We start from the raw sequence: 23,463 nt of genomic DNA, 5'->3' as shown, positions 1-23,463 counted from the left end.
ACTATCAATGCACCCATATTCGCTACACTCCAATAAAATAAAGCTTTACAGTCTCTCGATTCTCCTGAGAATATAACATCATATTTAGGTCACACCCGATGTAGGCTCCTTGCAGACGAGGCTGCTGCTCAGATTGTTACATTTTTATAGGAAGGCATGGAGGCTAGCTCTATATTTTTATATCTGTATTTTTATAGAGGTATCTTTGCCGTGATCGCGAATAATGCAGAAGCCTACAGACATTGCCAATAATCTGCCGCCGGGAGAAGCCGTGCTGAACTTTCGCCTGGGCTGCGCGGTGTGGGCCTTTAAAGACTGGGTGGGCAATTTTTACCCGTCTGGCAGTAGAGCAGCGGATTTTTTGCGGCTGTATGGCGATCGCCTCCTAACCGTAGAGGGCAACACGACTTTTTACTCGGTGCCTGCACCGGAGATGGTGCAGCGGTGGGCCACTCATACGCCAGCTGAGTTTCGCTTTTGCCCCAAGCTGCCGCGCACAGTGACGCATGACGGGCCGCTGATGGCTCATTTGCCAGCGGCGCTGTCGTTCTTATCGCTAATGCAGGGGCTGGGAAATCGGCTGGGCCCGGTTATGGCTCAGCTGCCGCCTAGCTACAGCCCGTCTGCTATTAGCGATCTGGCAAATTTTTTAACGGCCTGGCCCCGCGAGACTGCGCCGATTGCGGTCGAGGTACGCCATAGAGATTGGTTTGCTGAGCGACCAGCCGCTGAGCTGACAGCCTTGCTGACCCGGTTAGGCGTTGGCCGGGTGCTGCTAGATACCCGCCCGATTTACGCCTGGGAAGCCGAAGGCGATGCCGATCCGCAGCTGCTCTCCAATCGCCGTAAGCCTAAGGTGCCGCTGCAGCCGTTAGTGACCGCCGATTTTGCGTTGGTTCGCTACATCAGTCATCCGCGCCTGATGCGCAATCAAGACTATCTAGCTACCTGGGCCAGACAGGTGAACGATTGGCTAGCTGCGGGTAAGCAGGTTTACTTTTTTGTACACTGCCCGATGGAGGTAGAATCGCCTGCGATCGCTCGCTACTTTCAAACCTGTTTAGAGGCCATTGACGCGCCCATTCCGCCCCTTCCCTGGAACCATCTGGCCGAGCCGCCTGATCAGCTCGCGCTGTTTTAGCTAGCAGCGATGAGGGCCGGTGGAGACGCGACAGTTGAGGCCGCTTGAGACAGGCGCTGGCTGCTCAGTTCGATGGCGAGTTCTAAGGCGGCTTCTGTGCTTTGGGAGCGGGCGATTCCCTGTCCGGCGATATCAAAAGCCGTGCCGTGGTCGGGCGAGGTGCGGATAAACGGTAGCCCAATGGTGGTGTTGACTGCCAGATCAAAGGCCAGCAGCTTAACTGGAATCAGTCCCTGGTCGTGATAGAGGGCAAGGTAGGCATCGTGAGGGTTGCCTGCTGAGGCGCGATCGCTCTGCCAAGCTAACCCTGGCTTTACCCAGAGGGTATCGGGCGGCACCGGCCCATCTAACTGAATGTGAGGAAACCGCTGCCGCTGCTGATTTATCCAGGGAATGAGCCAGTCTTGTTCCTCTCGGCCTAGCTGCCCCTGTTCGCCGCTGTGCGGGTTGAGTCCAGCAATGGCGATTTTAGCCGCCCTTAGGCCAAAATCTCGCTCTAAGCATTCGATCAAAAGCGCTAGTTTGAGCGTCATTACTTCGGGCGTTAGGGCTTCGGGTACGGCTCTCAGCGGGATGTGGGTCGTCGCCAGCAACGTCCGCAGGGTCCAACCGCTGTGAGGAGATTTGGCTACAAACAGCATCCCAAACCGGTGGGTACCGGCCATCTCTGCAAGTAGCTCGGTTTGCCCAGGATAGTGATGACCTGCAGCGAGCCAGGCAGATTTGGCAATTGGGGCGGTCACGATGCCGTCAAACTCACCGCTGAGCGTGCGGGCGATCGCTGCCTGCAGGCTACGAAAGCTGACCTCACCGCTGCTGCCATTGCCAGTGCCCATCTTGAGGCCCTCAGTCACCGCCTCAGGCATGGCGATATCGATGATATTGAGACTTTTAGGGTCTCTGAAATGGGTTTGGGGAGCAGCGGCGGTGAGCCGTTTGTAACTGTGCTGGAGCTGAGTGCGATCGCCCAAAACTACAATCTCTGCCTGCTGCTCAAATCTAGGCTGACTCAGCGTTTTGAGCACTACTTCTGGGCCGATGCCAGAGGGGTCGCCCAGAGTCATCACCAGGCGAGGCTTGCGGTGAGGAGCCGGGCTTGGGCCGTTAGCGTCGCCAGTTAGATCGTTATAAGCAGTGGGAAGGTCACCAAACATCATAAAAAATCTTCAGGTTTATATAGAAATTCTAAGCGTCTGAACGGGGCGCTGTGTGGCAATTGAAAAATGACGCTAGGAGATTAGATCGGTAGGCTGCAATGAATAGGCTCGTAGAGAAAATTCTATCGGCGCACCCAAAACGCTCTAAAATAGCGATCAAAACATAGGCGAGGTCTTAGTGATGGGCGGCGAAATTTTTACAACGGCTGTATTGGTTTTTGGCATGATTTTGGTTGGCCTCGGTGTGGGTTTCCTCATGCTAAAAGTTCAGGGCGCTGAAGAGTAACCCCTTTGAATAGCTTCCATTCGTACTCAGCCCGGTCGTGGCGGTAACGCCTTCTGCTAGAATGAGAGGCGTATTAAGTTTTGTTTACATCACCTCATGGTCTTATTAGTCGTTGGCGCAACTGGCACATTGGGCAGGCAGATTGTTCGCCGAGCTCTAGACGAAGGCTATGAGGTTAAGTGTCTTGTCAGAAATTTTCAGAAAGCGAGCTTTCTGAGAGAGTGGGGCGCGCAGCTAGTAAAAGCCGATCTGACTGGGCCTGACAGTCTTCCTCCCTGCTTTGAAAATGTAGACGCGGTAATTGACGCTTCTACGTCTCGTCCGGCTGAAAAAGAAGGCATTTATGATGTCGATTGGCATGGCAAGGTCGCGCTGATTCAGACGGCTAAAGCAGCCGGTGTGGAACGGTTTATATTTTTCTCCATTTTTGGCGCAGGCGACTACCCGGATGTGCCGCTGATGGAAATTAAGCGCTGCACCGAAGAATTCTTAGAAGAATCCGGGCTGAACTACACCATTTTTAGACCCTGTGGCTTTATGCAAGGTCTCATCGGTCAGTATGCTATTCCCATTTTGGAACGGCAGTCGGTTTGGGTGATGGGCGAAGCGGGGGCGATCGCCTACATGAACAGCCAAGACCTCGCCAAATTTGCAGTCAAGGCGCTGAAGCTACCGGCTGCCGAAAAAGCGACCTTTCCCTTAGCAGGTCGCCGGGCATGGGGCGCTTACGAAATTATTCGCCTATGTGAGCGCCTATCCGACCAGCGTGCCAGTGTCTCCCAGATGCCGCCCGCCCTGCTGCGAGCTGCTCGTAATATCGCAGCATTCTTTCAGTGGACCTGGGATTTAGCCGACCGGTTAGCCTTTACAGAGGTTAGCGCCAGTGGCAATACCATGGATGCACCGATGGATGAGGTCTATCAAACCTTCGAAATTGATTCACACGAAGTGACTACCTTAGAAGACTATATGCAGGAGTACTTCACCCGCATTTTGAAAAAGCTGAAGGAACTTGACTTTGAAAGCGGCAAATCAGCGAAAAAGAAAGTTCCTTTTTAGGCCCAGTACTTTACGCCCAGCGCTTTTCTCCCCACGGGCGAACAAAAAGCGCGGGAATGAAAAGGGGCGTAGCGTCAGAGATATTGCTCTTTAGTCATTCTCTCTATTATGTCGCTGCGCTACGGTAGATTGCTGTATGTATGAGGGATTAGGGTGAGTGCGATCGCTCCTTCTGACAGCCACCTCAATATTTGTCAGAATAGGGCGAAGTTCTCTATGAAAATCGCCTGCCTGCGAGTATGCCTCAAAAAAAGCGCCCTAGCCGTCAGGATATTATTCGCGCTCAGCAACGCTCGACTTTTGTAGGCCGGGAAGAGCAATTAGAAGCGTTTGAGCAAAACTTAGTTCATCTCAACAGAACGGCAGATGGATTTGGCTATCCGAACGTATCGATAAAACCAGGGGCTGTAACTCAAAAAATAGACGAACGTGGCATCATTAAGTTAATGAACGTGGCATTATTACTTAATAAGTATGTGGAGAAGGTGTAGTTCTCGCAAAGGTGAGGCATAATGACAAGCTTTGATCAAATCAACGATTTTAGCTGAGCGATCACGCTTGGCTCAAACGTAATTAACGCAGAGTACAGGGCAAACGCATACTCACTTAATCCATCCCAAATGCCTGTCAATAGGAACTTACAGATGCATAAAGAAAATTCATTATTGATACCATTCTCAATAACAGCTCGCTATAACCCTTTACTCTCGTTCTGGCTGTTTAGGCTCCAAAGCTTTGAGCTTTGGGCTATTAAGGCTGGAAGCCCGATGAATTAATGCACTGAACGTTTCCATTTAGTATGCGTTTGCCCTGACGCAGAGTAAATCACCGTTAATTTATAATTGAGATGGCCGTTAGATGAGAGACGTTCTTTGACATCTCAGGAGCTTCAAAATCAGGTGCTACAGCTACCATGCTCAGCACTTCAAGATAGGTAGAGACCAACGAGTTGTGATGGTGTTAGATCAAGCACTATTTCATACGACTGAACGCATTACTGTACCTGAAGGCATTCACTTATTATTACTCCCACCGAAGTCACCTGAGCTACAACCGGCTGAGCGATTATGGCCATCTATCAATGAGTCGCTTGATGAGTTAGAGGATGTCATTGCCCGACGCTGCCGAACTCTGATTGAGCGTACCGACCTTATTTAAGGGCTGACCGGGTTTCATCGGTGGTCACAAGCCGCTAGTTAGTCGTAATTAACCGGATTTCATATTACATTTCTTTCTTAACCACCACTGTTTCATCCGCTACTCTAAATCGTTATAGAATAGAACGATGACAGGTATGCAAGACTCTATTCATACGAAAGCCATCCTATCTTGTCAGGATGCTTGCTGTGAAGCGCCTTAAGTACTCGCCCTACGTATGAATTTGGTTCTTTGATGTGAATAATGAGCGTATCTATTGCTCTCGTTAGCGGAATCATCAACCATCTCTTCGCATATTCGATTCTGGCAGACTCTTCCTCAAAGAACATTTCTGATCTCGCGCCATCCGAGATATCTGCATTGGTTTTTTTGAATTCAAAGAATTCGTCTAGTGCAAAGCAAACAACGACCCAACCCTCTAGTCCCCGGCACGATTCGTACTGTACTATGCGAAACTGTTCAACGTCAGTAGGATATTCATCTCTTAACTCAGGATCAACAGCGTCCCATACCTCTTTACCCCACTCACAGTACTTTCTCGCAACATCTGACTGCCGGTGCCCTTTCGCATCCCGAGTTACCCAGCTAGGGGGTACGCAAAATAGCATATCCACCGGCTTATTGTCTTTGTCTTGCGACGTTAAAAATATGCGTTGGTGAAGCTTTTCAGACAAGCCATCTCCCGTAACAACATACACCTTGCCTCCATAAGATTCAAGCTGTGGTTCCAGATTCCACTCTGGAAGTTCAATCTCCTTAGCTATACCATTCACGGTCTGGCAGAGGGAAGCTTTAAGTCTTAAGCTTTTCGTCAAACTAACGATTTGAGAATTGCTAGTCGAGATGTTGTCTCTCCAATTAATTTTTTCTACTCCGCGTACAAACTGGTCTACCCCATCCGCAATGATAAATTTTTTGTAGTCATACAAGAGATAGAGAAGATCTCGTTCTGATTCAGGCCAGTCTTGCGACTCATCAATTAGCAAAAAATCCCATGACAAGTCTCCGCTATGCTTAGTTCTTGCTTCAGATATATCTTGCTGAGAAATGCCACCTTCCTTTATAAATTGAATGGCTTCCTGTTTATAGTCTTCATACTTGTCCAAAAAATATTCACTTTTTTTGCCAATGATGCCTAGTGAAACTAGCCACTGATGGACGAAAGAATGAATTGTTTTTACTGCCATTCCTCTTTCGCCCACTGAATTCGTAATTCCTCTAATAGCCAGTAGTCTTTTAATATCCGCAACCAGCGCCCTATTGTAAGTAAGTAAAACAACTCTAGATCCAAGCTCATTATATATCTGAGTACCTATCTGTATCAGCCGAACAGTCTTCCCTGTACCACCTCTACCCCGAATAATCAAGAATTGTTGGCCTAGACTTTTTGCGTACTTTTGTCTATCTCTATTAAGTACATCCTTTGTAATCGCTTCAATTCTCTTTCGCTCTATCTTTGAAGCCTCAATTCGCTTTGAGAATATTTCTGTAATTGATGACCTATAAGGGCGAGAAGAGAAGGTTTCAACTCTATGCCTTTCGTTCAAGAGAGTAACTTTCTCAATAAAATTTGCCCAACTAGGTTCAGAGCCGATTAGGTTGGACTCTACTTTTGGCAAGTGGTTAGGAGGAATATTTGGTAGCCAAATTAGGTTCGTTATCCAGGGCGATTTTTTATTATGCGCATTTCTCTCGATATATTTCTTTACCGAATACTTCTGCCCTTCACTCTGTGTAGTCACATCGTGATCTTGGCCATTGTATTTTACATAGCATCTTGGGCCAGTAAAGTAAACCGAATCCAAGAAATGAGATTTTACCTCGACTGTGATACAGAAAGAGTGTACAACTTTTCCTTCTGTCGATCTGTTTAATTTATCGGAATGCCGATAATCGGCAAAAAAAACTAGCAGGTCTACGTCTTGGGGCTTCTGCCCGAAGCATTGGACATTTGGAAACAATTCTAAAAATATCTCACGCGAATCATCAATCTCAGGCATTACCTGACGAGCAGCAGTAGCTAATTCAGTAGCAGCGGCATACTCATTGCTGTTATTGTCTTTTCCGTGGACTACAAGCATTTCTCGCTCTCAATGATGGCTTCGAGGCTATAGACAGGTTTCTATCGTTCATGGTGTGCAAGATAGCGCAAACCTCAGCAACCCAATCACCCTGCGCACTAGAGTGCAGACTACTCAGTTATAACTGGTTAGATACCTGTCTTGGTAAGCATCTATTGCTAATGTGTGACCTTCCAATCAAGTCTAGATTGATGAAAACGGCTATAGTTACTAGGCCAGAGGGCTGGCTCATTTAGGTTTATCACAGATAGAAAAGGCTAAAGCTGATATCACCAGGGCTATCCAAATAGCCGGAGAGGACTACAAAAAAGATGCAAACGATTATTGCAACACTACAAATTTGGCCCTTTACTATCTGACGTTATGAAAACACTCCATTGCAAGACAGCTTTATCAAGAAATTATTTCAGATGAAGCACCTACCCTGTGCATTCGCGAAGCTATCAGCGACTTACAAGCTCTGCTGACCATTTTCCCAAACTATCCCCACGCTCAAGAAATGGAAGGCTTTCTGCAATCAGTTTTGAGTTAATGACAGCGCTCCGTCATTTCAGGCTGCCCTGGCTGAAATAACTGCCCTAAAACACCTGATTCCACTCGTAGATAGCGTACTCAGTCCAGATGCCGTTTTGCCAGTAGGGGTCGCCTTCCACGAGTTGCCGCACCGTTTCTTTGCTGTCGGCCTCGTAGGTGCCAAACACTTTGGTATTGTCAGTCGTGGGGCCGAGGGTGGTGAGGATGCCTTGGGCTTTTTGGTCGGTGAGCCCTTTGAGGTGGGCTTCTCGGTAGGGGGTGCGTTTTTCTAGCGCGTTTTCGCAGTAGCTGCCCCACATTACAAACTTTGGCATGGCGTTTCTATCGAGCTTTTCATCCCCTATCAAATCACACAATCTCAAACTCTACGCCGTAGGTTTGTAAAAGGTCGCAGGTGGTGTGGTCAACGACGTTGGTGTCGCTGAGTTCCAGGTTGTAAAAGTTGACGGTTTCCTCATCAAAATAAGGGCCAACGTGCCAGGTGCCCACTGCTAGTTTGACAAAGCAGTTGCCGGGAATTTTGAATACCTGAATTTCGTCAGGCCGGGGATCAGGCTGGTCGCTCGGCGCGGCCACTCCCAAAAACCATTCGCGCCCTTCTAGCACGCCTAAGCACTGAGTACAGCCGCCGTGCCGGGTAATCTCATGAAACCGTCGGCCCCGCTGGTGTAGCTGCATGATGTAAAAGCGCGGAATGCCGTTTTGCAACTGAAGCTGAGCGTCGCCGGGGTGAAAGGGCACATGGTCAGGCTGAGGCAAAATTAGCTGGCCAAAGGGAGAAAATGCTTCGGCAGTAATCGGGATAGCACGAATCGTCTGGACAGTCGGTGAGCTGACAGGAGATGCAGTCATGGTATTTAGCAGGGCGAGCGGTATCATTCTAAAGAAAGATACTGATTCTTTCCACCTGTCTCTTCATCAAACGCGATTCCCATGGATGACAAACTAATGCTGATGATTCCGGGGCCGACTCCGGTGCCCGAAAAAGTACTGCTGGCCATGGCTAAGCATCCGATTGGTCATCGCAGCGGCGAATTTAGCCAGATTATCGCTGAGACGAATGCCAATTTGAAGTGGCTTTTTCAAACTGAGAACCCGGTGCTGGCACTGACTGCTAGCGGTACAGGCACGATTGAAGCGGCCATTATCAACTTTTTGAGTGCGGGCGATCGCGTCCTCGTCGGCAACAATGGCAAATTCGGCGAGCGCTGGGCAAAGATAGCCAAAGCCTATGGGCTAGACATGCAGCAAATCACTGCCGAATGGGGCGAGCCGATAGCCCCCGATGCGTTTGGTGAGGTGCTAGCCGCCGATAGCGAAAAGAAAATCAAAGCCGTCATCCTCACCCACAGCGAGACCTCTACCGGTGTCCTCAACGATTTAGAAGCGATCAATAAGCTCGTGAAGCAGCACGGCGAAGCGCTGATGATTGTCGATGCGGTCACCAGCTTGGGCTCGTATAACATTCCTGTCGATGAATGGGGAATAGATGTCATTGGCTCCGGCTCTCAAAAGGGCTTCATGCTGCCGCCCGGACTGGGCTTTGTCGCCGTCAGTGATAAGGCTTGGGCGGCTTACGAAAAAGCAACGCTGCCAAAGTTCTACCTAGATCTGGGCACGTACCGCAAAGCCGCTGCTAAAGACAGCACACCGTTTACCCCACCGGTCAACCTCTACTTCGGCATGAAAGTTGCGCTGGAGATGATGAAGGAAGAAGGGCTAGAGAGCATTTTTGCCCGCCATCAGCGCCACAAAGAAGCCACTCGGGCCGGCATGAAGGCGCTCGGCCTGCCGCTATTTGCACCGGATAGCAATGCTAGCCCCGCTGTGACCTCTGTCGTGCCCGATGGCATAGACGCTGAGAAGATTCGCTCGGTCATGAAGAAACGTTTTAACATTGCGGTGGCAGGCGGCCAGGACCATATGAAGGGCAAGATGTTTCGGATCGGGCATTTGGGCTTTGTGAGCGATCGCGATATCCTCTGCGCCGTCAGCGCCCTAGAAGCGACCTTGCAAGAACTGGGCCACAGCACGCCAGAAAGCGGCGTTGCCGCTGTGAGTAAGCGACTCCAGCAGGGATAAGTGCCTTTAATAGGGCGCTGACGTAAACGGTGAAGCCGACACAAGCTCCAAACTTCACCGCTACGTCCACCGGCTCAAACGTCAGCCTACTGCCTACGCTGGCTGACTATCTACAAAGTGCAATAGCCGCTGCAACGGTACTTCGATCTCTTTAGACCGATTGGACAGCTTGTAGCCCACATCAAAGATCGCCTTAGAAAGCAGATAGTTGTTGAGCAATACCTGTATCTCTTGATCTGTTCTGGGCAAAAAGTTGGCAGCGCTAGCCGTTGTCAAATAGGCATGCAAGAACGCCGCACTAACCCACTTTTCCCAAAAATCAGCCCACTGCTCCATCACTTCGGCCTGCTCAGCATGGATGACGCCGCTCTCTACTTCGCTTTTGAAGCCGGTGACGGCTGCGTAGTGAATGGATTGCAGCATGCCGCCCACGTCTCGCAGGGGCGATCGCTTAATTCGCCGCTCGCTCACATTCCGGCTAGCCTCACCCTCAAAGTCAATCAGGATAAAGTCTTTGCCGGTATACAGCGCCTGACCCAAGTGATAGTCACCGTGGTAGCGCGTGCGCAGTGCCGTAATCTTGCAGTCAAGCAGCTGCTTAAACCGTCCGAGATAGACTTCCTGGTAGCCCAAAACCGTCTGTGCCAGTGGCTGCAAGTCTTCGCTAAGTGTCCCAATTTGGTCTTTTAGCCGGAGGAATACCTGCCCTGTGAGATTGCGATTGTACTGATAGATAGAGCGCTGGTGGAAGCCGGTAAAGGGTTCGGGGGCAAAGGCTTCATCGGTCGGGTCAGCGGCGAGCGCCGTGTGAAATTCAGCGGTTCGCTGCCCCAAAAGCTGAATATTTGCCAAATAGGTACCCATTAAATGAGAGGCCAGACGCTTATCTTCAGTATCTTCTGCGAACTTGGCTTGAAAAGCGATTAGCCCTTCTGGCGTTGGGGGTACGCTTGCTGGCGCTTCGACACTGACCTGGTCGAAGTAGCTGCGAATGTTGTCGAGGCTGTATTCCCAAGTGTTCTGCACCTCAGGCACATATTTTTGTAAAATGCCCACTGTTGCCGGTTCACTCTGAGAGCGCTGATAATCAAGATAGCCAACAATGGTATTAAAGTTGTTGAATGGCTGTCCTTTGCCTGCCTGCTTGCTTAAGAATCGACGGATTTCCAGGTCCGGGTTAATGCCCGAGCCGACTTTGCGAAAGAGCTTCAAGATCAAATGAGAACCATTGGCTGATTCACCATCAGAATAAATCACTGAAGTGTTGTTGTAGTCTCCAGCGAGATAGTTGGCACTTGTTGGCAGATCCGCTGCCTCAATCAGGGCCAGGGCTGTTGCCGATAGTTGACCGGCTGTGCCCTTGTAGGTACTACCTGCCAGGGTATTTTTTAGCAGCGTGGTTAAGAAATCTTTGTCGGCGATCGCATCGTACAGCACACCCATTTCACCCGCCCCCGACAGCTGTAGACGAGCTAATACTGCCGGAGAAGACTCACTCAGCATCTGCTGAGCAGCGTCACCGAAGGCATAGCTGACAAACAACAAATAGGTTGCCGGGTCGCCCTGGGTGTACTCAACCCGCACACAGAGCATGTGTGTATCGCTATTGTGGATGTCCATGCATTCGGTCAGCTCAGCGGTGCGCATCTGATCGGGTTTACCCAGCCACTGACGGCGCTTTAGATAATCTGTTAGCAGACGCTCTAAAGTCCGCCGATGAGCTGCCGCAAACACTTCTTCCCACTGCTTCAGCTCAATCGTGGGCACTTTTGAGGGAGCAAGATAGCTAACCGCGCTAGGTTTGAGCGAGAACCAGTAAAAGGCATAAGGCCCCAAACTGAGGAAGTAATTACCGTCTTCTCCTACTGCCGGAAACTCGGTGCGGCCAAAAATTTCTACCGGAATTCGCCCCTTAAAGAGAGAGAGATCGAGCCGGGCCGCCTGCACAAATCGCGAGAGATTAGCGACTACTAAAACCTCTTCGTCTTCGTAGGTGCGGGTAAAGGCCAACACCTTGCGATTGTCCAGGCTGAGCAGATGAAAGTCTCCCCAGCCAAATGCCTGATAGCGCTTACGGGTGGCAATCAGTCGCTTAGTCCAATTGAGCAGTGAGTTCGGCGCTGCCCGCTGCGCCTCTACGTTAATTGTCGTGTAGTGATACTCTGACTCGACGATTAGCGGCAGATAGAGCTTGTGCGGGTTGGCATGGCTAAAGCCCGCGTTGCGATCAGGGCTCCACTGCATGGGGGTGCGCACGCCATTGCGATCGCCCAAATACACATTGTCACCCATACCAATCTCATCGCCGTAGTAGAGCACCGGCGTCCCCGGCAGCGACAGTAGCAGCCCATTCAGCAGCTCAATCTGGCGGCGATCATTTTCTAGCAGCGGCACCAGTCGCCGGCGAATGCCCAGATTGATCCGCATCTCTGGGTCTTGGGCGTACATCCGGTACATATAGTCCCGGTCTTCATCGGTCACCATCTCCAGCGTCAGCTCATCGTGGTTGCGCAAAAATAGCCCCCACTGACAGTTTTCTGGAATCTCCGGCGTCTGCTTCAAAATGTCAATAATCGGAAAATTATCTTCCATCCGCAGCGACATAAAGAGACGCGGCATCAGCGGAAAGTGGAAGTTCATATGACATTCGTCACCATCGCCATAGTAGGACGCCGCATCTTCAGGCCACTGATTTGCTTCAGCCAGCAGCATTTTGCCTTCGTAGCGATCGTCTACATACTTGCGCAGACTTTTTAAGAAGTCGTGGGTCTCCGGCAGATTCTCACAGTTAGTGCCCTCCCGCTCAAACAGGTAAGGCACCGCGTCCATCCGCAGGCCGTCTACCCCCATCTCTAGCCAAAATTCGAGTACGTCGAATACCGCCTGCTGCACCGCCGGATTGTCATAGTTGATATCCGGCTGATGCGTGTAAAAACGGTGCCAATAGTAGGCTTTAGCGACCGGATCCCAGGTCCAGTTAGAGGTTTCAAAATCCTGGAAAATAATTCGGGTGCCCTTGTATTTCTCAGGCGAGTCGCTCCAGACGTAAAAGTCGCGCTCTGAGCTGCCAGCAGGCGCTAACCGTGCCCGCTTAAACCACGGATGCTGGTCAGACGTGTGGTTGACAATCAGCTCGATAATGACGCGAATGTCGCGCTGATGAGCAGCGGCCAGAAAGTCTTTAAAGTCGTCTAGCGTGCCGTAGATCGGATTAACAGACAGGTAGTCTGAAATGTCGTAGCCATCATCCCGCAGCGGTGAAGGAAAAAAGGGCAGCACCCACAGGGCAGTCACGCCTAGCTCTTGCAGATAGTCCAGCCTTTCGGTCAAGCCTCTGAAGTCGCCAATGCCATCGCCGTTGCTGTCTGCAAAGGCCCGTACGGGTACCTCATAGATGATGGCGTTTTTGAACCAGAGCGGGCTGTTATCTAGGGCCATAGAGAGATCGGGATTAGGTTTAATTTAGGGACAGACGCAATCTTGCCAGAGTATGACAAATTTGGTGTCTATTAATCTTGCCAAATGATGAAATTTATTGTGATGTTGGCCACATCATTCGGCTCTATAGCGGGTATTTTTAAGCGGTTCTTCGGAACGGTCAGCTATTAGCTGCTGCGCGGTTTGCTGACTATCAGCTTCTATGACAGAGCTTCATGACAAATGAGCTGTTAGCCTGAGCCATATCGCTCGCGTTAAAGCGCCGTCTCTCTTATGAAGAATTGCCTGTCCAGGCAAACCCATCTGTAGACAGGTGCGCTGACATGCTAATTTCGCCTAGTAAGAAAGCGAATTGAAGCATCACCCCAAAGAACTCCCTATGAAATTTGAGCGTGCCAGCGGCATTCTTTTGCACCCTACCAGCCTTCCTAGCCGCCACGGCATCGGCGATTTGGGTGAGTCAGCTTACGAGTTTATTAACTTTATGGCCGACAGCGGACAAACCCTATGGCAGATACTGCCGCTAGGCCCTACCGGCTACGATCACTCACCCTACACCATGAATTTCAGCGCCTTTGCGGGTAACCCGCTCATGGTGAGCTTGGAAAAGTTAGCCTATGAAGGATTGCTAGATGATGTACCGCCGCTAGAAAATGCTAGGCCAGGCCGCGTTGAGTTTAGCCGGGTGATTCCTCACAAGACAGAGCTGCTGCGGCAGGCGTTTGAGCGATTCCAATCGCGGGGGCAAAACGCTGACTACGACCGTTTTTGTCAGGAGCAAGCCTGGTGGCTAGATGACTTTGTCCTCTTTATGGCGCTGCTAGAGGCGAACGATGGCAAGCCCTGGAGCCAGTGGGAGACCAGTATTGCCCGCCGCGAGCCGGAGGCGATGCAGGCTAAATCAGCAGAACTTGCTCAAGAGATCGCCTTTCACCGGTTTGTACAGTTCAAGTTTTTTGAGCAGTGGATGTGGCTGCGCGGCTACGCCAATGAGAAAAATATTCAGATCATTGGGGATGTCTCTATCTATGTCTGTCACAACAGCTCAGATGTATGGGCGCATCCCGAGCTATTTAAGCTCGATCCGCAAACGCTAGAATCTGCCTTTATTGCAGGTGTTCCTCCTGACTATTTCAGCGCCACTGGCCAGCTTTGGGGCAATCCGGTTTATGACTGGGAGAAGTGTCAGGCGTCTGGCTTTGAATGGTGGATTTCGCGCTTTAAGGCGACGTTGCAGTATGTCGATTGGGTCAGAGTTGATCATTTTCGCGGCTTTGAAGCTTACTGGCAGGTGCCAGCGAGTGAAGAAACGGCGATGAATGGTGAGTGGGTGACGGCTCCGGGCGATGCGTTCTTTGAGACGCTGGCTGAGAAGCTGGGTAACTTACCAGTGCTGGCAGAAGACTTGGGCATTATCACGCCGGAGGTGGAGGCGCTGCGCGATCGCTTCAAATTCCCCGGTATGAAAATCCTCATGTTTGCCTTTGGCGGTGACCCGGACAGCCCGCACCTGCCGCATAACTACGTCAATAACTGCATCGTTTATTCTGGCACCCACGACAATGACACGGCGATTGGCTGGTGGCAGACACTTGACCCGCAGGAGAAGCAGTTTTTAGCGCAGTATCTTGGCTATGCTAGCCCTGACGACATCTCAGAAATTAACTGGCTGCTGATTCGCACGGCTTTGGCCTCTCCGGCTGATCTGGCTATTGTGCCGCTACAAGACCTTTTTAGCCTCGACGGTAGTGCCCGGATGAATGACCCCAGCAAGATTCCAAACAACTGGCGCTGGCGGTATGACAGCTCTGAGATGCTAGAGGATGGGATTGGCGATCGCCTGCGCGAACTCACCCGCATCTACAGCCGACTGTAGTCCGTTAGCAACCGCACGGAGCTTCTTCGAGCTGCGCTCTGCGCCTGCTATATTGAGGGCACTCAACCGGAATCAATTTTAATCACCGTGGCTGATTTAATTATTCCAGCGGCCCTGCGGCTTTGGCTGGTGTTTTTGCTAGTGTTTGTCCTGCTCAGGTATCCGGTGCCCTTTAGCATTTTGTTTGGGGCGATTGGGGGCGTTGCGGGCGGGCTGCTGTCGGCCTGGTCACAGGTGAAAGGCGGTGCGCCTCAAACACCCAAAGGCATGCCGCCTACCGACAAGCTCATCCGGCCTAATCCCGACGGCTCCGATGTGAACCCTCGCTGGGAGGTGCCTTTTATGAAGACGAACAAGGCCAAGCAGCGCTACATAGAGCGTCAGAAGCGAGCCCGAGATCGGCGGGTAAAGTAGGTCTTCTGCGCTAGCGTCGCTCATTCAATATGTTTTTTCTCTCCAAGCTGCTGCCGCTATTTGTCTATCCATTGGGTCTAAGTAGCTTGCTGCTGATATTGGGCTTGGTGTGGCTGTGGCCTCGGCCCAAGCGGGCTGCGATGGCGATCGCCTCCGCCCTACTCATCCTCTTTTTCAGCAGCAACCCTATTGTCAGCGGTAAGTTTGTCAGCACTTTAGAATGGCGCTATTTTCCGCCTGATCCGGTGCTCACTGCCGATGCGATTGTGGTACTGGGCGGGGCAACTCAGCCAGCCCTGGCCCCGCGTCCGTGGGTAGAGGTGTCCGAAGGGGGCGATCGCATTCTCTACGGCGCACGGCTCTACAACCAAAAGAAGGCTCCTAAGCTGATTCTCAGCGGCGGGCGAGTGACCTGGCGCGTCGGCGGTGGCCCTTCCGAAGCAGACGACATGAAAGCCTTTGCGCTGGCAATGAATGTGCCAGAATCGGCCATTGTGCTCGAAGGCCGCTCTCTAAACACGCGCCAGAACGCTGTCAACGTCCAAAAAATTCTTAAAGCGCAGTCAATAGATTCCGTGCTGTTAGTCACCTCGGCTATACATATGCCCCGCGCTGTCGCCATCTTCAAAAAGCTCGGCATCAATGTGATTCCGGCCCCTACTGACTATCTCGTCCCAACTGAATCATACGGGCAGGCGATCGCCACAGTCGAAGGACGAATACTCTCCTTACTGCCTGAGGCTGAAGCCCTGAGCCAATTTACTCGGGCGCTAAAAGAATATGTGGGGCTGGTGATTTATCGTCTGCGAGGGTGGGTGTAGCCGCTAGGATAAAACCAGCAAAGAAAGCCCCTTGCCGTATGTTTGAATATCTTTTACCCAAATCAGCAGACGTTCAGTGGCAAGCAGACGCCTTAGACCTGCATCAGGCGGCGCAAGAATTTCGTCTGGAAGTAGAGCGCCGTCAGGCTCATGAAGAATACTGTCAGTGGTATTACGAAGCTGCGCGGCAGGTTCAGGCTGAGCACCAAGCGATGGCGAATGACACCAATCTCTTTGGCTGGTTCTGGAACCGCGCTTAGCTTTGGAGAAGCTTAGAAACTTTGGAGAAGCTTAGAGACTTCCAGAGGTTCAACCCTCGGATGCCCGTAGCTTCACCATAAAGAAACCGTCCATCTGCTGATGATGAGGCCACACTTTGATCCAGCCGGGTGCTGTCGCTATCTGGCTAAATTCTGGCGGCGGCGGCTCTATTTGCCAGCCTTGATGCTCTTTTAAAAACCACTGAATTTGCGCTTCGTTTTCTTCGATATTCAGCGTACAGGTTGCATAGACCATGATGCCGCCCGGCTTGACCCAGGTGGCAACGTGGCTCAATAGCTGCCTTTGCAAAGTCACCAGGCCCGCTACCGAGTCTGGGGTTTGTCGCCAGCGAGCATCGGCATGACGGTGCAGCGTACCGAGCCCTGAGCAGGGCACATCTAGCAGCACACGGTCAGCCTTAGCAGCAAACGTAGGCTGATCGCGGCTATCGCACATCAGCGGGCGGACGGCGGTGAGCCCGAGTCGGTCAATATTTTGCTGAATTTTTTTGGTGCGGGCGGCGGTGCGATCGCAGCTCCATACCGTTCCCTGATCGCCCATCAGCTCTGCCATGTGCAGGCTTTTACCCCCCGGCGCACCGCAGGCATCAATAATGGTTTCCCCCGGCTGCGGGTCGAGTAAATAGCTAACCAGCTGAGCGCTGCTGTCCTGCACGGCCCACCAGCCTTCTGTGTAGCCGGGGAACTGAGCGATCGCTCCCTGATGTTCCTTTAATCGCAAAGCCGACGGCACCGCTGTTACCGGTTCTGTCTCAACGCCTGCCGTCGCAAAGATGGCTTGAGCTTCAGCCAGAGAGTAGCGCCGTAGATTAATCCGCAAATCTAGCTGAGGCGGCTGGTTAAACCATTCACACAGCGCCGCGACTTCTGCCTCGGGCAGCATCGACTGCCACACCCGGATAATCCAATCAGGGTAGCTGTGTAAAATGCCAAGCCGCACAGTCGGGGCTGGCGGTAGCTGTAGCGGGTCAGGTTGACCGTCTACCTGGTTGTCTGCCTGTCTGTCTGCCTGGCCTTCTGCCTGGCGAATGTACTGGCGTAACATGCCATTGACCACGCCGCTAAGTTTCCCAAGGCGCTGCGCTTTAGCCACTTTAACCATGGTATCGACCACCGCATGGTCGGGCACATGAGTCAGGTAGCGTAGCTGGTAGAACCCCAGCCGTAAAATCTGTAGCAGGTCGGCAGGTTGCTTGCTCGCTTCGCGTTTACCAAACTGATCAATCAGCGCGTCTAAGGTTCGTCTGCGCCGGACGGTGCCATATACCAGCTCAGTGACCAGCCCTTTATCTTGCGAGCTGAGCTGAGACTGATTAAGCTGACGGTCTAGCACGACATCAGCAAAAGCGCCCCGATCAATCGCCCGGAGCGCTTCAAAAGCAGTTTGCCTAGCGGCCTGTCCTACTTTGGTTTGAATGATCGGTTTCGCAATCTCTTGAGTCATTAAAACCTGTCTGCTGACTCCTGCCTACTGACTTCTGCCTACTGACTCCCATCGCATCAAACGCTCATTTACGCTTAGCCCGCCCCGGCAGCGTACTGGCTTCTCTGCCGCGTCGTCTGCGATCGCGCCATTCAACGGCAGTCAAATAAATGACGCCCCCGGTCACGACCACTAGCAAGATAAAAGACAGCAGCGCCAAAATAGCAAGCAGCTGATTTTGCAGGGCGGTATCTACTAAAGAAGCCAAAATGTATTACTCAAGAACTCGACAGAAGGAATGGAGGCGACCTATCAGGGCGATCGCTCAGATGCTAAGCCAGCTTATTTAGAAGCCGTTGCGAGCCCAGACCACCATAGAGATAGAAAAGGTAAAACAGCCCAGCAGCGAAACCCAGCCCAGTGTCACAATATCCATATGAACGCTCTAAAGCAAAAACTCTTCACCTTCTATCATACGGTAAAGTTAGTCCGGCTTAAAAGTAAGCAAACGAAATCAGCCGCTGAGAGACAAACCTAAGAGATGAGCCAGTTAAAAGGCCCAAATGTCGCCGCCCCGATCCCTCCTAATTGCACCGCTGCCGACATGGATATCGCAGCGGCGCGGCTAGAGTCTATTAAAGCCGGGCTTTTGGGTGTGATCGCCGTGGGTCTGGTAGAAATGGCGCTGATCGGCGTGAGCCTGCTATCTCATGCTAGCGCTATTGCGTTTCCCCTAGCGCTGCCGCATAGTCTGTGGGCCTATCTGGTCAATTTGGCGGTGGCTCTGTGCTCAGGCTTCTTTTTTGGTGTGACCTATCGCTATATCGTCCGTCAAGATGACAACTTACATTTGGGTAGCGGCGCGGTGGGAGCGTTTGCTTTAACCCGGTCGCTAGCTCAAATCGAAGCTGCCTGGAATGACAGCTTTGCTTTCCTCCCCTGGCTGCTCATCACTGGCGAGAGCTTCCTATGGTTTGCCGCTGCTCGCTACACCCTGGACTGGGCAATTGGCCGCAAGCTTGTAAAGCCGCTCGATTAGGCCACCGGCCCCTACAGCTCAGCTTGCTCAAAATCAGTTTTAGACCGCTGCATTGAGAGGTCAATCGCGGAGAAGGTTTTATTGACGGCCCGGTCACTTTCCAGGCAGCGCACGGCCAAACGAGCTACTGCCGCTCGGGGAATGGAGCCTGCGACGGTGACATCTTCTGTCAGCACCTCTTCACCCGTGGCCGACCCAGACAGTAACCCGCCCGGACGAATGACGGTATAGGCCAGCCCGCTCTCACGCAGATAGTCTTCAGCCTGCGCTTTTTCTTCAAGCACGGCCCCGAGCACCTCTAGCACATTGGGCGGCAGCGCCTGGGCACTATCCCCGCTGCCAATTGAGCTGATTAGAATAAACCGCTTGACCTGCGCTGCTACCGCGCCATCGATCAGATGCTTGTTACCTAAAAAGTCAGCTCGGGTGCTGCCGTCTTCGGGTAAGCCGCCGATGGTGCTGATGACTGCATCGGGCGGATGAGCGGCGATCGCCTCAATCATTGCCGCCGCCTCTAGCGCATCGCCTTTAACGACGGTTAGCCCCATCGCTGTGAGTTCTGCCTTGGCCTGGTCGCTGCGCAGTAGAGCGATCACCTGATGGCCTCTAGCAACGAGCTGTTTGGCAATCTCGCGCCCGACGCCCCGACTGGCCCCCGCTAAAAAGATCTGACTCATAGGTTAGGTGCTAATAAGGAAGTGCTTACAAGCGACGATGTTAAAAATTTGAAGTTCGCAGTCCGTAGGCTGGATAGATTTAAATATGACATCTTTTTGCGATCGCAGCATCCCTCAACCTATTGCCGACCAATCAATCGCCTCACGAGTGCCCAATCTCTATAATTTCGGGTTATCCACACCCTGAAAACCTCAGCAAAGAGCGGGGTGAAGTCTGTACAATCAGAAAAACGCATAGCTTGAGTAGCTGCTAATGATTCCCACCGTTATTGAGCAATCGGGTCGCGGCGAACGCGCCTTTGACATTTATTCGCGCCTGCTCAGAGAGCGCATTATCTTTTTGGGTCAGGAAGTCACCGCTGACTCCGCGAACCTGATTGTCGCCCAAATGCTCTTTTTAGAATCCGACGACCCCGAAAAAGACATCTACCTGTACATCAATTCTCCCGGTGGCTCTGTCTCTGCGGGCCTCGGACTGTACGACACGATGAACCACATCCGACCCGATGTGGCGACTATTTGTGTCGGCCTAGCAGCCAGTATGGGAGCATTCCTACTCAGCGCAGGGGCCAAAGGCAAGCGGATGATCTTGCCCAACGCGCGAGTGATGATTCACCAACCGTCGGGCGGCGCTCAGGGGCAGGCCACTGATATTGAGATTCAGGCCAAAGAGATCTTGTATCTGAAGACCATGCTGAACGAGGCGATGGCCAAGCATACCGGTCAGACTCTAGAGAAGATCAAAGAAGATACCGAGCGCGATTTCTTCATGTCGCCGCAAGAGGCAATGGAATATGGCCTGGTAGACCAGGTGATTGACCGGCATGCAGTGGGCAGTCGCCCTAGCGTAGTGGAGTAGGTCGCCCTAGCGTAGTGGAGTAGTCAGAGGCAGAGCGGTCAGGCGTTAGTTTTTATCGAAAGCGCACTCGACCGTAATGCTGAGATTGCTCTCGGCAGTGCCTTTAGTGACGTAGGGCACCCCGGCCTCACCACCTATGCGAATGCCAAACTGGAGCGTAACTTTTTTGACATCGGCATAAGCCATATCTTTAAAGGCGCTGAGCGTGTGGGTCGTATAGGTGCGAATGGTGCTCTCGATGGCTTTGAAGCTTTGGGCGGCAATCACCGCTGCACTGCCGCCGCCTTTTGCCCCACCTCGGTAAGACTCCCCCTCTTCGAGTTCGTTACCAAACGGGGCAGCGGGCGGCACATCGACGTTTTCGGTTGCCTCGATATAGATCTCGGTACCGTCTTCTAGCCGAATAGGGACAAGCTGAGCCATGAAAATTTCCTGGTGTAGATGCGAGTGTAGAAACAGGTGAAGCTTCGCAAGATGATGTGACGAGCTTCACGTTGCGCTTAGAGTTCCCCCAGAGTTCTCCCGGTGAGCTGAGCTAGCATCAAATTTTGTCGCTGCGAATGAGTAGCAAAAGATGTCGTTAAGTTGCGATCTGGTTTTCCTCACTACGCATCGCCAGAAAAATTGTCTATAAAATAGAGGGAACTGCCCCTTTTACCCACCTTTAGCCCGAACCCGCCATGGCCGACCTATACGCTAGCGAGGACGCTCAGCAGATTTTGCAGATTGCGATCGCCAAAGAAACCGAATCTGGCGAACTCACCCGCCTGCAGCTTGCTGAAATTGCTTCCGAACTCAACATCGCCCCCGAGACCCTCTGGACAGCCGAGCGCGAGTGGATTGCCCTAAAGAGCGAATCGACTCAGCAGATGCTGTTCAACCAGGAGCGTCGTCAAAAGTTCCAGCATCACCTGATTCGCTACGGCATCTTTAACGGCTTTTTGCTCCTGCTCAATTTGCTCGCAGGCGGCTACGGAATCGCGGCTTTTGTGGCATTAACCTGGGGAATTGTTCTGGCACTGCACGGCTGGAAAGCCTATCAGTCGTCGGGCTTCAAGTACCAAAAAGATTTTGAAAACTGGCGGCGGCGGCAGCAGGTAAAGCAGTCAATGAGCAACTTGTTCAGCCGTCTGCTGAACGCCTGAACAGCCGTCTCGAAAGAGTAATAGCTGCAGCTAGGAAAAATTGCCTGAGCGAACAGTCAGAAGGCAATTTTTCAGAAGCCAAAGATCGTAACTAACTGTACTCCTGTTTTCTGTCTCCTGTTTTCTGTCTCCTGCCTCCTGCCTCCCATCCCAAGCCAGCCCTCACCCAACCTCCGCCGGAACCTTCTCCAACAAAAGCTTGGCGCTTTTCACCTGAGTAGGAATATCAATCGGGTAGTTACCGGTAAAGCAAGCGGAGCAAAAGCTGTTGACATCGACTGCGGTGGCTTCTAACATGCCTTCCCAACTCAGGTATGCCAGAGAATCCGCGCCTAGCTGCGCTTCAATCTCTTTTACTGACTTGGTCGCGGCAATCAGCTGATCTTGATTGTCGGTATCAATGCCGTAAAAGCAGGGATGGGTCACTGGCGGCGAAGAAATGCGCATATGCACTTCTGTCGCCCCGGCATCGCGCAGCATTTTAATCAGCTTGCGACTGGTAGTGCCGCGCACAATCGAGTCGTCTACGATTAAAATACGCTTGCCTTCTAGCACGTCGCGCATGGGGTTGAGCTTCATGCGAATGCCGGCTTCTCGCATGGCTTGGGTGGGCTGAATGAAGGTGCGGCCAACATAGCGGTTTTTGATCAGGCCCTCGGCGTAGGGAATGCCGGAAGCTTCTGAGTAGCCAATGGCGGCGGGTACGCCCGAATCCGGGACGGCCATCACCAGATCGACATCGGCGGGCGACTCCTGCGCTAGCCTCTGGCCAATGCGCTTGCGGTAGCTATACAGGCTCTCGCCGTGAAACTGGCTGTCGGGCCGGGCAAAGTAAATCATTTCAAAGACGCACAGCTTGCGCTCGGCATGCGCCCACTGCACCGACTTGATGCCGGTACTGTCAATCCAGATCAGCTCGCCGGGGGCCACATCACGCAGGTAGGTCGCGCCGACAATATCAAGCCCGCAAGTCTCTGAAGCTACGACAAAATTACCAGGGCCATAGCCCTTCTCCTGCGCTTCTGGCTCCTGACTCCCCATGTAGCCCAGCACCAATGGCCGAATACCGTGCGGGTCGCGGGCAGCGATAATGCCAGCAGATGTGCCAATCACCAGACTAAAAGCGCCTTCGCAACGTTTGAAAGCAGCGATCGCGCCCTCAATCCAATCTTTGCCGTCGTTGACTGCTTCCATCAGGGCGATCGCAATCAGCTCCGAATCGGAAGTCGTGACCAAGTTGTAGTCGCGCTTCAGCAGGTCCTGTCTTAGGCTGTTGACGTTAACGATATTGCCATTGTGCGCCAGCGCCAGCTTACCGAGCCGCGATTCTAAGACGGCTGGTTGCGCATTGGCCGCGTGGCTAGATCCCGTTGTTGAATAGCGCGTGTGGCCGACTGCCCACTGCCCCGGAATCTCTTTGAGTACATCGTCAGTGAAGACTTGCGAGACCAGACCCATGCCCTTATGCTGATGTACCTGGCCCTGGTCAAAAGCGGCAATGCCTGCTGATTCTTGCCCTCTGTGCTGCAGCGCATATAGGCCGAAGTAGGTGAGTGTCGCGACTGCTTCGGCGGGGGCATAAACGCCGAATACGCCGCAGGCTTCCTCTGGTTTATCGGGTCGTTCCGCTAGAGTGGGGCGCTCAAGATTGACAGCAGGATCAGGGAACTGGGACATGCTCGGGTTGAAACTCCAACGAAACCAACGAACGAAACCAACGAAAACTGAGTATCGGTTAATTTATCTACTACTACTCTTCTAACAAAGAAGACCGCCTTTAAACGGCTGGAAACCGCTCAGATAAAATTAATGACAGAGAAAGGCTAAGTTACGGCGGGTTTAGCTTAATTTAATGTTTTGTTAAACTGACGCTCAGATCCTATCATTCCCTGCCGCGATGGCCGGGCAGATCTGCAGTGTGTAGATCTGCCCTGTGCAGATTTGCTTTTTGAAGACTGTTTTCACGGTTGTCTCAGGGCCGGGTTTACGCTC

At 52.1% G+C, this 23,463-nt stretch carries 23 protein-coding genes; 12 read left to right on the top strand and 11 right to left on the bottom strand.

Going from position 1 to position 23,463, the window contains the following annotated elements:
* Positions 1 to 223 precede the first annotated feature (223 nt).
* Positions 224 to 1,141, top strand: coding sequence for a DUF72 domain-containing protein (locus CKL79_RS13295; RefSeq protein ID WP_205879083.1), 918 nt, complete (start codon positions 224 to 226; stop codon positions 1,139 to 1,141).
* On the opposite strand, the gene pdxA is transcribed toward CKL79_RS13295, so the two are convergent.
* Positions 1,138 to 2,298, bottom strand: coding sequence for a 4-hydroxythreonine-4-phosphate dehydrogenase PdxA (gene pdxA, locus CKL79_RS13290; RefSeq protein ID WP_276300217.1), 1,161 nt, complete (start codon positions 2,296 to 2,298; stop codon positions 1,138 to 1,140). The two genes, CKL79_RS13295 and pdxA, sit on opposite strands and share 4 nt — an antisense overlap.
* A gap of 181 nt (positions 2,299 to 2,479) precedes the next feature.
* Here pdxA and CKL79_RS13285 point away from each other — a divergent pair, with 181 nt between their 5' ends.
* The 3 genes from CKL79_RS13285 (at position 2,480) to CKL79_RS13275 (ending at position 4,134) form a co-directional block, all read left to right on the top strand.
* Positions 2,480 to 2,584, top strand: a complete 105-nt coding sequence (locus CKL79_RS13285; protein WP_121970061.1) for a PetM family cytochrome b6-f complex subunit 7 — start codon at positions 2,480 to 2,482, stop codon at positions 2,582 to 2,584.
* A 96-nt stretch (positions 2,585 to 2,680) separates the two neighbouring features.
* On the top strand, positions 2,681 to 3,643 hold the full coding sequence (locus CKL79_RS13280; protein ID WP_121970060.1) for an SDR family oxidoreductase: 963 nt from the start codon (positions 2,681 to 2,683) through the stop codon (positions 3,641 to 3,643).
* Between the two features lie 239 nt (positions 3,644 to 3,882).
* The gene (locus tag CKL79_RS13275) at positions 3,883 to 4,134 is read left to right on the top strand and encodes a hypothetical protein (RefSeq protein ID WP_121970059.1); all 252 of its coding nucleotides are present in this window, start codon (positions 3,883 to 3,885) and stop codon (positions 4,132 to 4,134) included.
* Positions 4,135 to 4,947: 813 nt separating this feature from the next.
* Here the strand turns inward: CKL79_RS13275 and CKL79_RS13265 are convergent.
* The 3 genes from CKL79_RS13265 to CKL79_RS13255 form a co-directional block, all read right to left on the bottom strand.
* A complete protein-coding gene (locus tag CKL79_RS13265) occupies positions 4,948 to 6,882 on the bottom strand; it encodes an AAA family ATPase (RefSeq protein ID WP_121970057.1) in 1,935 nt (644 codons plus the stop codon).
* A 578-nt stretch (positions 6,883 to 7,460) separates the two neighbouring features.
* Positions 7,461 to 7,730: a YciI family protein gene (locus CKL79_RS13260; RefSeq protein ID WP_121970056.1), complete on the bottom strand. Its 270-nt coding sequence runs from the start codon at positions 7,728 to 7,730 to the stop codon at positions 7,461 to 7,463.
* Between the two features lie 34 nt (positions 7,731 to 7,764).
* Positions 7,765 to 8,268 carry an ureidoglycolate lyase gene (locus CKL79_RS13255; RefSeq protein WP_121970055.1) on the bottom strand — a complete coding sequence of 168 codons (504 nt, stop codon included), beginning with the start codon at positions 8,266 to 8,268 and terminating at the stop codon, positions 7,765 to 7,767.
* An 81-nt stretch (positions 8,269 to 8,349) separates the two neighbouring features.
* Between CKL79_RS13255 and CKL79_RS13250 the strand changes: the two genes are divergently transcribed.
* Positions 8,350 to 9,498, top strand: coding sequence for an alanine--glyoxylate aminotransferase family protein (locus CKL79_RS13250; protein WP_121970054.1), 1,149 nt, complete (start codon positions 8,350 to 8,352; stop codon positions 9,496 to 9,498).
* Positions 9,499 to 9,591: 93 nt separating this feature from the next.
* On the opposite strand, the gene treS is transcribed toward CKL79_RS13250, so the two are convergent.
* Positions 9,592 to 12,936, bottom strand: coding sequence for a maltose alpha-D-glucosyltransferase (gene treS, locus CKL79_RS13245; protein WP_121970053.1), 3,345 nt, complete (start codon positions 12,934 to 12,936; stop codon positions 9,592 to 9,594).
* 379 nt (positions 12,937 to 13,315) lie between these two features.
* Here treS and malQ point away from each other — a divergent pair, with 379 nt between their 5' ends.
* The 4 genes from malQ to CKL79_RS13225 all read left to right on the top strand — a co-directional run bounded on the left by malQ (position 13,316) and on the right by CKL79_RS13225 (position 16,307).
* Entirely contained in the window at positions 13,316 to 14,812 is a 1,497-nt protein-coding gene (gene malQ, locus CKL79_RS13240) for a 4-alpha-glucanotransferase (protein WP_121970052.1), read from the top strand.
* An 87-nt stretch (positions 14,813 to 14,899) separates the two neighbouring features.
* A complete protein-coding gene (locus CKL79_RS13235; protein ID WP_121970051.1) occupies positions 14,900 to 15,226 on the top strand; it encodes a hypothetical protein in 327 nt (108 codons plus the stop codon).
* 29 nt (positions 15,227 to 15,255) lie between these two features.
* The gene (locus CKL79_RS13230; protein WP_121970050.1) at positions 15,256 to 16,047 is read left to right on the top strand and encodes a YdcF family protein; all 792 of its coding nucleotides are present in this window, start codon (positions 15,256 to 15,258) and stop codon (positions 16,045 to 16,047) included.
* 38 nt (positions 16,048 to 16,085) lie between these two features.
* Positions 16,086 to 16,307: a hypothetical protein gene (locus CKL79_RS13225; protein ID WP_121970049.1), complete on the top strand. Its 222-nt coding sequence runs from the start codon at positions 16,086 to 16,088 to the stop codon at positions 16,305 to 16,307.
* Positions 16,308 to 16,356: 49 nt separating this feature from the next.
* Here CKL79_RS13225 and CKL79_RS13220 read toward each other — a convergent pair whose 3' ends face one another.
* The 3 genes from CKL79_RS13220 to petN all read right to left on the bottom strand — a co-directional run bounded on the left by CKL79_RS13220 (position 16,357) and on the right by petN (position 18,187).
* On the bottom strand, positions 16,357 to 17,772 hold the full coding sequence (locus tag CKL79_RS13220) for a 16S rRNA (cytosine(967)-C(5))-methyltransferase (RefSeq protein ID WP_121970048.1): 1,416 nt from the start codon (positions 17,770 to 17,772) through the stop codon (positions 16,357 to 16,359).
* Between the two features lie 64 nt (positions 17,773 to 17,836).
* The gene (locus CKL79_RS13215) at positions 17,837 to 18,019 is read right to left on the bottom strand and encodes a hypothetical protein (RefSeq protein ID WP_121970047.1); all 183 of its coding nucleotides are present in this window, start codon (positions 18,017 to 18,019) and stop codon (positions 17,837 to 17,839) included.
* A 78-nt stretch (positions 18,020 to 18,097) separates the two neighbouring features.
* Positions 18,098 to 18,187, bottom strand: coding sequence for a cytochrome b6-f complex subunit PetN (gene petN / locus CKL79_RS13210; protein ID WP_121970046.1), 90 nt, complete (start codon positions 18,185 to 18,187; stop codon positions 18,098 to 18,100).
* Positions 18,188 to 18,292: 105 nt separating this feature from the next.
* Between petN and CKL79_RS13205 the strand changes: the two genes are divergently transcribed.
* A complete protein-coding gene (locus tag CKL79_RS13205; RefSeq protein ID WP_121970045.1) occupies positions 18,293 to 18,790 on the top strand; it encodes a hypothetical protein in 498 nt (165 codons plus the stop codon).
* Positions 18,791 to 18,801: 11 nt separating this feature from the next.
* Here the strand turns inward: CKL79_RS13205 and CKL79_RS13200 are convergent, their stop codons facing one another.
* On the bottom strand, positions 18,802 to 19,467 hold the full coding sequence (locus tag CKL79_RS13200) for an SDR family oxidoreductase (protein WP_121970044.1): 666 nt from the start codon (positions 19,465 to 19,467) through the stop codon (positions 18,802 to 18,804).
* 253 nt (positions 19,468 to 19,720) lie between these two features.
* On the opposite strand from CKL79_RS13200, the gene clpP reads away from it, so the two are divergent.
* The gene (clpP, locus tag CKL79_RS13195) at positions 19,721 to 20,326 is read left to right on the top strand and encodes an ATP-dependent Clp endopeptidase proteolytic subunit ClpP (protein WP_121970043.1); all 606 of its coding nucleotides are present in this window, start codon (positions 19,721 to 19,723) and stop codon (positions 20,324 to 20,326) included.
* Between the two features lie 45 nt (positions 20,327 to 20,371).
* Here the strand turns inward: clpP and CKL79_RS13190 are convergent, their stop codons facing one another.
* Complete coding sequence (locus CKL79_RS13190; protein WP_121970042.1) at positions 20,372 to 20,749, bottom strand: CU044_2847 family protein; 378 nt, start codon at positions 20,747 to 20,749, stop codon at positions 20,372 to 20,374.
* A 257-nt stretch (positions 20,750 to 21,006) separates the two neighbouring features.
* On the opposite strand from CKL79_RS13190, the gene CKL79_RS13185 reads away from it, so the two are divergent.
* On the top strand, positions 21,007 to 21,471 hold the full coding sequence (locus CKL79_RS13185) for a 2TM domain-containing protein (RefSeq protein WP_121970041.1): 465 nt from the start codon (positions 21,007 to 21,009) through the stop codon (positions 21,469 to 21,471).
* Positions 21,472 to 21,633: 162 nt separating this feature from the next.
* Here the strand turns inward: CKL79_RS13185 and purF are convergent, their stop codons facing one another.
* Positions 21,634 to 23,148 carry an amidophosphoribosyltransferase gene (gene purF / locus CKL79_RS13180; protein ID WP_121970040.1) on the bottom strand — a complete coding sequence of 505 codons (1,515 nt, stop codon included), beginning with the start codon at positions 23,146 to 23,148 and terminating at the stop codon, positions 21,634 to 21,636.
* Positions 23,149 to 23,463: the final 315 nt, after the last annotated feature.

The organism is Leptolyngbya sp. BC1307 (assembly GCF_002286735.1).
Lineage (GTDB): Bacteria > Cyanobacteriota > Cyanobacteriia > Phormidesmidales > Phormidesmidaceae > Phormidesmis.
This window is presented reverse-complemented; position numbering and strand designations above follow the sequence as displayed.